Genomic DNA, 8,694 nt, shown 5'->3' with positions numbered 1-8,694 from the left:
TCGGCCTGCTGCCCAGCGGGCCGCCGCTCTCTGTCGAGGCCGCGACGCGGCCTCTGGGGTGAGGGGCCCCGGTGCTCCGCGCGCCCGTCGGGTCAGGGCGCGGCGACGAGCTGCGACACCGGGGACGTGGGCGAGCTCGGTGAGGACGGCGACGACGATCCCGACCGCTCGGTCGGCGTCGTCGTGACCACCACGGGCGGGGGTGGCGCAACCGGCGCCGGCGGCGTCGTGACGACCACCACCGGGGCCTGGGAGGTCACCGCGGGCGGCGCGACCGCCGTCGTCGTCCGGAGCCGGGGCCGGGTGGTCACGCGGACGCGGGGCGAGCGGAGCGGCTCGGCCTCCTCCGTGGTCGGCACCACGGCGGCGGGGGCCGCCGGGATCGCCGGCACGGACGAGGCGGGCGGCGGCAGCGGGGTGGTCGACGACGCCCGCACGAGGGTGAGGGCGAGCGCGGAGCCCACGACGAGCACGGCCGCGAGCGCGATCCCGACGGCGACGAGCACGCGGCGGCGCCGCGGGCGGGGCGCGGCCGGGGTCTCGCCGTCGGCGACCGCGCCGGCGTAGGCCCCGGTGGTCGCGGACGCCCCGGTCGACACCGCGGGGCCGGCGACCACCCCGGGCGGCGGGCTGAACGCTCCCGTGGGCGCGGCCATGAGCGCCGGGGAGAGCACCGTCTCGGCGTCGACGCCGACCTCGCGGGAGATCGCGCGGGTGGCGGCGAGCACCTCGTCGGCGTCCGGGCGGGCCTCCGGCTCGTCCGCGGTCATCGCGAGCAGGAGCATGCGCAGCGACTCCGGCAGCCCGACCGGCACCATCGGACGCCGGTGCAGCCGGGCGACGGCCGCCTCGAGGGCGTTGCCGGGGTACTCGCGGCGTCCGGTGAGGCACTCGATGAGCACCAGGCCGAGCGCGTAGATGTCGACCGCCGGGGACACCGACTCCCCGCGGACCTGCTCCGGGCTCAGGTAGGACGCCGTGCCGATGACCATGCCGGCCGCGGTGACCGGCGCGGCGTCGCGCACCGCGGCGATCCCGAAGTCGGAGAGGTGGGCGCGGCCGTCGGCGTCGAGCAGGACGTTGCCGGGCTTGACGTCGCGGTGCACGACCCCGCGGCGGTGCACGTAGGCGAGCGCGTCGGCCAGCGCAGCACCGAGCGCGATGACGTCGCCGAGCGGCAGCGGACCGCGGCGGATGCGCTGCGCGAGGGTGTCGCCCTCGATGAGCTGCATGACGAAGTAGGCGCGCCCGTGGTCGTCGCCGACGTCGTAGACGGTGACCAGGCCGGGGTGCGAGAGCGCGGCGAGCGTCAGCACCTCGCGGCGGTTGCGGGCCTCGGAGCCCTCCTCGTGGTCCCCGACCAGCTCGGCGGGGGGCGCGGACGGGCGGGGGATGCCGCCGGTCCCGCGGCCGTACCGCCCGGCGGCTGCGGCCCCCGGGTCACCGGCCTCGTCGGGCGGGTCCTGCGGCGGGACCCCCTCCCCCGAGACCGGGTCGACCGCGTCCGGCGGCGGGGCCGGGACCGAGGCGGCCTCGGCGTTCGCGGCGGCGACCACGTCGCCGCCCGCGCCGAACATCTTGATCGCGACGTCGCGGCCGAGCAGCTCGTCACGGGCCCGGTAGACGTCCGCGGCGCCGCCGCGCCCGATGAGGTCACCGACGGTGTACCGGCCGCCGACGACCGTGGGCGGGCCGGCATCGGTCGTGCTCACCGGCCACCCCCTCGCTCCCGGGCGTCGCCGCGGGTCCCGTCTCCTGCCGGGACGCCGTCCCGAATCGATTCTCTCCCAGGGACGGTCGCCGTGTCTGCCGATGACGGCGCCCGGATCCGGGCTTCATGTGCGGTCAACGAGGAAGTCGGGCGCCGGACGCGGACCGTTACCGACCTGTGAGCGGCGAGGGCCCCGGTGGTGGCGTCGATGCCCCGGGAGCGTCCTGGTCGGCGAGCCTCCCGAGCACGGACGGCAGCCGTTCCGGGTGCACCACATCGAGCGACCGGGTGGCGCGGGTGAGGGCCACGTAGAGGTCGTTGAGCCCGCGCGGGGACTCCTCGACGATCCCGGACGGGTCCACGAGGACGACCGCGTCGAACTCCAGCCCCTTCGCGTCCGCGACGCTCGACACCACGACCGCGACCTCGAGGTCGGCGGCGCCGCGCTCGTCGACGGCGTCGGCCCCGACCTCGGCCGTCCCGCCCACCGGGAGCCCGTCGGTGGACAGGCGGGTGCGCAGCGCGTCGACCCGGGCCTCCGGCGCGAGCACCGCGACGCGGCCGTTCCCCTCGGCGTCGACGACGTCGTCGGCGGCTGCGCGGGTGGTCGTCGAGACCTCGTGGTCGAGGGCGGGCTCGGCGACGCCGACCGCCCGCGGTCGGATCCCCGACTCGCGCACCGACTCGGGCGGGGTCTGCCCCGGGTCGATGACGGCGAGCACGTCGGCCGCGACCTCGGCGATCTCCGCCGGGGTCCGGTAGTTGACCGTGAGGGCCTCGCGACGCCAGCGGGCGGAGACGTAGGGCGAGAGCACCTCGTGCCACGAGCGCGCACCATCGCGGGCGCCGGTCTGGGCGACGTCGCCGACCAGGGTCATCGAGCGGCTCGGACAGCGGCGCATGAGCACCCGCCACGCCATCGGCGAGAGCTCCTGGGCCTCGTCGACGATGACGTGCCCGAAGGTCCAGGTGCGGTCCTCGGCCGCGCGCTCGGCGGCGGAGGCGTAGCTGGCCTCGCGGCTGCGATCGGCCAGCAGGCTGGCGTCGACGACGTCGGTGGGGCGCAGCAGCTCGGGGTCCCAGTCCTCCTCCATCGCGAGGATCTCCAGCACCCCGGCGGCGTACGCCTCGTCGGCCTCGCGCTTGCGCTCGGCGCGCTCCCGCTCAGCGGTGTCGTCCTCCCCGAGCAGCTCCGCGGCCTCGTCGAGCAGCACCGCGTCGGCCGGGGTCCACCAGTGCGGGTCGAGCGGTGCGGTGGGCCGGGCGTCGCGGCGCAGCAGGGCGCGATCGGCCTCGGACCAGCCGCGGGTGGCCGCGGTGATCCGCTTCGGGTCGGTGTAGAGGTCGGCGAGCAGCTGCGGGGGCGTGAGGGTCGGCCAGAGCCCGTCGAGCGCGGCCAGCAGGTCGTCGTTCTCCCGCATCGCGGCCCGGATGTCGGCGAGGTCGCCGCGGTCGAGGAGACCGGCCGAGCCCGAGCCGCCCTCGACCTCGGGGTGGCTGCCCTCGCGGGAGAGCCGGTCGCGCTCGCGGCGGGCGAGCATGTCGACGGCCTCGCGGACGAAGGTGCGCTTGGCGTCGTTGTGCGGGCGGCGGGTCCGGCGCGCCCGGGTGCGGGCCTGCGCGACCAGGTCGCGGTCGAGCTCGACGGTCTCGCCGTCGACGCGCAGCCGGATCGTGTGCCGCGGCAGCTCCTCGGGGTCGCGGACCGCGGCGGCGAGCACCTTGGCCATGTCGAGGGAGCCCTTGCGCGCCGCCGCCTCGGCGGGTTCCGAGCGCCGGGCCGCGAGGCCCGGGTAGAGCTCGCCGACCGTCGAGAGCAGCACGCTGGTCTCGCCGAGCGAGGGCAGCACCTGCTCGATGTAGCGCAGGAACGTCGGGTTGGGCCCGACGACGAGCACGCCGCGCTTCGCCAGCTGGCGGCGGTGGGTGTAGAGCAGGTACGCCGCGCGGTGCAGCGCCACGGCGGTCTTGCCGGTGCCGGGGCCGCCCTCGACGACGAGCACGCCGTTCACCCCGGACCGGATGATCCGGTCCTGCTCGGCCTGGATGGTGGCGACGATGTCGCCCATGCGCCCGGTGCGCCCGGAGCTCAGGGCGGCGAGCAGGGTGGCCTCGCCGGTGAGGCCGCCGCGCTGCGCGCCGTCGTGCTTCGCCGCCGCCGCAGCCGCTTCTTCGAGGTCGAGGATCTCGTCGTCGACGGCGAGGACCTTGCGGCTGCGGGTGCGCAGGTGGCGACGCCGGCGGATGCCGTCCGGGTTGGCCGCGGTCGCGGTGTAGTACGGGCGGGCCACCGGGGCGCGCCAGTCGATGAGCAGCGGCTCGTAGTCGTGGTCCTCGTCGAGCAGGCCGAGCCGCCCGATGTAGGCGACCTCCTGGTCGAACCCGGGCGTCTCCGGGTCGGCGCTGTCCCGGCTCCCGGGCGCGAGGACCGCGTCGGGCTCGACGTCGAGCCGCCCGAAGCACAGCCCCTCCTCGACCGCGGAGAGGGTGGCGAGCTGCTCGGAGTACATCGCCGCGGCGGCGTCGCGCTCGGAGACCGCCTGCGGGGTGCCGGTCGTCTCGTTGCGCAGCACCCGCGCGAGGAGCTCGGCGGTCTCCTTGCGGCGGGCGTCGAGGCGCCCGTAGAGCATCGTCACGTAGGGCTGCTCCGCCGCGACCGGGTCGCCGGGCCGGCGGGCTTCGTCCCGCGTGGGCTCGACGTCGGCCGCGGTGGCAGGACTCGCGGAGTGGGACAAGGACGACCTTCGTTCGCTGTCGTTCGGCGCCGTGAAGGCCCTCCACGATAACCCTCGACGGTGAACGCCTCGGCGGGCGAGCGGAGCGACGGGGGGGAAGGCGGTCCCCCGAGCGGTCAGGCCGGGTGGCGGTGGCCGCGACCCGTCATGCGGTGCGGCGGCTCATCCAGCGCCAGGCGGCCGCGAGACCGGCGACGAAGTACGCCAGGACGACGACGAGAAGCCACGCGTCGCCCGGTTCGGCCAGGAAATTCCCGAACCACGCCGCCATCGGGACCAGGGTCAGGTAGCCGGCAGCGGACACGACGACATCGCCCGAGTGCCGGGGTGGCGGACCGCAACGGGCTGCCAGCCAGAGTGGCGCGATCAACGTGAGAGGCCAGGGCAGCCACACGAGGAAGGCTTCACCGATGCCGTCCAGGCCGATGAGCGCCCCGATCTGGACCACGAGGACGCCAACCGTCCCGGCGAGGAAGAGCACCTTCGTCCGCCTCACCCGCACACTCTCCGCAGACGACATGCGTCGATCATGCCGTCCGTCACGGAAAGTCGGAACTGTCCCTTCCGACTGAGTCGGCGATCTCGTGCGAGCACGGACTCTGCGAGGCCTGGGGGAACCGGGGTCCTCGAGAACCGAGTCCTCGGGACCCGGTTCTCGGAAGAGGTCGCGGGAAGAATCGCGCGGTCAGGCCGGGTGGTGGCGCGTGATCCCCTCGGCGTCGGACTCGCGCCGCAGCCGGCCCTGGGCGGCGAGGACCTCGAGGTGGGCGTCGGTCTCCAGGACCGCGAGCATGCGGTGGAACGGCTCCAGGTCGTCGAGGCCCTTCTCCCGCCGCGTCCAGGTCAGCGCAGCCGCGGCGTCGGCCGCGGTGGCCGCACCCGCCGTCGTGACCCGCTCGATCTCGTCGAGGCGCCCGGCGTGGTGGTCCAGCAGCTCGTCCACCCGGGCGTGCACGCTCGGACGCACGGGGCCGTGCGCGGGCAGCAGCCGTCGATCGGGCCGGTCCCGGACACGGGCGAGCGAGGCCAGGTAGCGGGTCAGGGCGCCGGGGCGGGCGTCCGGCTCGAACCCGATCGAGGGCGTGATGTGGGGCAGCACGTGGTCGCCGGCGAACAGCAGGCCCGCGGCGGACTCCCCGGTGTCGAACACGAGGTGCCCCCGGGTGTGGCCGGGGGTCTCCACGGCCTCGAGGACCCGCTCGCCCACCGTCACGCGCTCACCGTCGACCAGCCACCGGTCGGGCAGCGCGTAGTCGGCCAGCTCCTCCTCCGCCACCTCGGCGGGGAGGAGCCGGGCGAGCTCGTCGGCCAGCGGGCCCGCGCCCGCGGTCCGCAGCGCGCGCTGCTGGGCGATCATGGGGACGGGGCGGTCCGCCATGTGCTCGAGGGAGTCCCGCTCCCCGGCGCCCAGTGCCACGTGGGCCCCGGTCTCGCGGCGCAGCGCCGCGGCCTGCGTGTAGTGGTCCCGGTGCATGTGCGTGACCAGGAAGCGCGCGATGTCGCCCAGGTCCGCCCCGATCCGCTCGAGCGCCGCGATCAGCAGGTCGCGGGCGACCGTGAGGGTCCAGCCGCCGTCGACGAGCGTCAGCCGGTCACCGTCGCGCAGCACGTAGACGTTGACCGCCCGCAGGGCGTCGGAGGGGAGCGGCAGGGGGACCCGGAGCACGTCGGCGGCGACGTCCTCGGGTTCGGGGCGGCTCCAGGCGTGGCGGTCGTCGGCATCGGTCACGCCGCTCATGGTGCCGGTCCCGCGCCCGCGCGCCGTGTGACCTCCTCGACGGCGCGGCCCCGGTCGCGACGACGCCGGAGCCCGAGGGGCGTTCGGAGCAACTTGAGCGTGAGGTGCGTCACTTCCACGCGGTGTAGCCACGCGAGTGCGGGGCGGTGCGGCTCGGGCGCGGTCCGCTGAGCAGCGGGAACGTGACCTGTTCGTGACCCGCGTCCGCACCGGGGCTCGGGAGTCCCGCGCGGTGTCACCCGATCAGGGCCCCTACGGTGGTCCTCGGCCGGGACGTGAAGGCGCTCCGGCCCCGGACCCGATGCGCACCTGTCCCGGCGGGTCCGGCCCCCGAACCGCGGTGCGGGACAGGTGGACACGCCGGGTCCCCGCCCGGCACCGGATCGCTCCCCCTCGACCGGGTCCGGGCGCCACGAGAAGGACCGACGTATGGCTCGACATCGCTCCGGATCGCCCCGATCCGGACGGGCTGGCCCCGGCGTGTCCCCCAGGGAGGCCGCCCCCCGCACGGGCTCCTGGCCCGCTGCCCTCGACGCGCCGGCCACCGGACCGCGTCCCGCCGTGCGCGGCAAGCACCGTCACGACCCCGCCACCACCCCCCTCGACCTCGCCGCGATCGCCCGTGCCGCCGCCGCGGCCCGCGAGGACGACCGGCCCCCGGAGACCGCCGGACCTGCTACGCCGGCTCCGGGCGTCCCGATCCCCGGACGGACTCCGGGCCCGGCCACGCACCGCGCCCCCCGCGCGGGGCGGACGCTGAACTCCACGCGGGCCGTCGGCGCACTCGCCCTGTTCGGCGCGCTGACGGGCGCCACCGTCGCCGCCGCGAGCACGGGGCCGGCGCTGCTGGCCGACCCGAGCGCCGACACCGGCGAGATCGTCCGGCCCGACGTCGCCGTCGCACCCGCGGGACTCTCCGAGCCGGCCGCCCGGACCGCCACCTCCGGGGCGCACCCGGCCGCGACGGCGGCCCCGCACACGACGACCGCCGCGCCGACCACGAGCGCCCGGCCCACGGCCGTCGACGACGGCGGGAAGACCCTCTGGTCGGCGGACTTCGCCTCGGCCGGTCTGAAGAACTTCCGGTCGACGCCGTGGAACAACCAGGGGGCGTCCTCGCCGACCCTGGGTGGCGGGCTGCTCAACTTCTCGATGCCCGGCGGCGGCAAGCGCTCCGAGGTGGAGCCGAAGTTCAAGGCGCTCTCCGAGGGCGACGAGTACTACTTCGGCTTCTCGGTGAAGCTCGCGCCGGACTTCCCGGTGGGCACGTCCGACTGGCAGGTCATCACCCAGTTCAAGAACGACGGGACCGGGTCGCCGCCCCTGGAGCTCAAGGTCCAGGACGGCAAGTTCCTCATCGACGGGGACTCGGGCGGGTTCTCGCAGGTCGTCGGCGACGCGACGCCCGGACAGTGGACCCACCTGGTGCTGAAGGTGAAGTTCTCGGCGTCGAACGGCACGGTGAGCGCCTGGCAGGACGGCGTGCAGAAGATCGCCGACTTCGCGCCGCCCTCGGGCACGATGTACTCGGGCAAGAACAGCTACGTGAAGACCGGCATCTACCGGGATCCCTCGATCGGCCAGGCCGGGAAGCTGTCGTTCGGCAGCTGGGCGATCGGGACCACCCTGGGGTCGGTCAGCAAGGGGCTCCCCGCGGGCCTCGACTGACCCGGCCACCGTTGCCGGACCTGCCGGACCTGCCGGACGACGACGGCCCGGCCACCTCCTGGAGGTGACCGGGCCGTCGTCGTGGTCCGGGTGGAGCTCAGGCGAGGGCGCTCACGAGCGCCTCACGCTGACGGGCGCCGAGGCCGGCCACGCGCCGGTCCTCCGGGATGCCGGCCTGCTCGAGGACGGCCGCCGCCTTCGCCGGGCCGTAGCCGGGCAGTGCGCGGACCAGCTGCGAGACCTTGGTCTTGCCGGCGATCGGGTCGCTCTTGCCGCGGTCCAGGACCGCGGGGATCGTCTCGTCGCCGCTCTTGATGCCCGCGAGCAGGGCCGAGCGGGCCTGGCGCGCCTCGCGCGACTTGGCCTGGGCGGCCTCGCGCTGCTCCGGGGTCAACGTCGGGAGTGCCATGGAAGTCTCCCTCTCCTCACCTGCACAGGTCATGGGTCGGTGCCTGCCGACCCGGGCTCGGGCCGACGGTGCCATCGTGGCCGGGCTCGGATGTCCGACCGGCTGCGACACACCATGGCGCACCGCATCTCGGGCTCGTACGCCGGGGGCAGGTGGTCGGCCCCGACGCGTCGATGGATGCGGGACGGTACACCTCGTGGGATCTCGACCACGCGCTGACCTGGCGTTATCCCTCTGCGTAAGCAACATTGGGCTGATCAGGTGACGTTTCCGCGATCCACTTGAGGAGAAGTTGCACGAAGAGTGACGGTACCGGGGTCCGGCCGCCCGGCCGGGCCCATCGCTCGAGGAGCAACCGTCATGACCCAGCAGGCCGACCCCCGCCTCCCCCTCATCGACAGCTCGATCGACGCCGACACCACGACGCCCGGCA

6 protein-coding genes are annotated in these 8,694 nt (G+C 75.5%); 1 reads left to right on the top strand and 5 read right to left on the bottom strand.

What is annotated here, in order from left to right:
* Positions 1–92: 92 nt before the first annotated feature.
* The 4 genes from AC0CYZ_RS09120 to AC0CYZ_RS09105 form a co-directional block, all read right to left on the bottom strand.
* Positions 93–1,712 (bottom strand): serine/threonine-protein kinase, encoded by a 1,620-nt coding sequence (locus AC0CYZ_RS09120; RefSeq protein WP_472214462.1) that lies wholly within the window; start codon positions 1,710–1,712, stop codon positions 93–95.
* A gap of 166 nt (positions 1,713–1,878) precedes the next feature.
* Entirely contained in the window at positions 1,879–4,341 is a 2,463-nt protein-coding gene (locus tag AC0CYZ_RS09115) for a HelD family protein (protein WP_472214464.1), read from the bottom strand.
* A 250-nt stretch (positions 4,342–4,591) separates the two neighbouring features.
* The gene (locus tag AC0CYZ_RS09110; RefSeq protein ID WP_472214460.1) at positions 4,592–4,927 is read right to left on the bottom strand and encodes a hypothetical protein; all 336 of its coding nucleotides are present in this window, start codon (positions 4,925–4,927) and stop codon (positions 4,592–4,594) included.
* A 204-nt stretch (positions 4,928–5,131) separates the two neighbouring features.
* Positions 5,132–6,184 (bottom strand): MBL fold metallo-hydrolase, encoded by a 1,053-nt coding sequence (locus AC0CYZ_RS09105; protein ID WP_472214458.1) that lies wholly within the window; start codon positions 6,182–6,184, stop codon positions 5,132–5,134.
* A gap of 480 nt (positions 6,185–6,664) precedes the next feature.
* On the opposite strand from AC0CYZ_RS09105, the gene AC0CYZ_RS09100 reads away from it, so the two are divergent.
* The gene (locus tag AC0CYZ_RS09100; RefSeq protein WP_472214456.1) at positions 6,665–7,852 is read left to right on the top strand and encodes a heparin lyase I family protein; all 1,188 of its coding nucleotides are present in this window, start codon (positions 6,665–6,667) and stop codon (positions 7,850–7,852) included.
* Positions 7,853–7,949: 97 nt separating this feature from the next.
* Here AC0CYZ_RS09100 and mihF read toward each other — a convergent pair whose 3' ends face one another.
* On the bottom strand, positions 7,950–8,261 hold the full coding sequence (gene mihF, locus AC0CYZ_RS09095; RefSeq protein ID WP_472214454.1) for an integration host factor, actinobacterial type: 312 nt from the start codon (positions 8,259–8,261) through the stop codon (positions 7,950–7,952).
* Positions 8,262–8,694: the final 433 nt, after the last annotated feature.

The sequence above is a fragment of the Actinomycetospora sp. genome (assembly GCF_055612215.1).
This window is presented reverse-complemented; position numbering and strand designations above follow the sequence as displayed.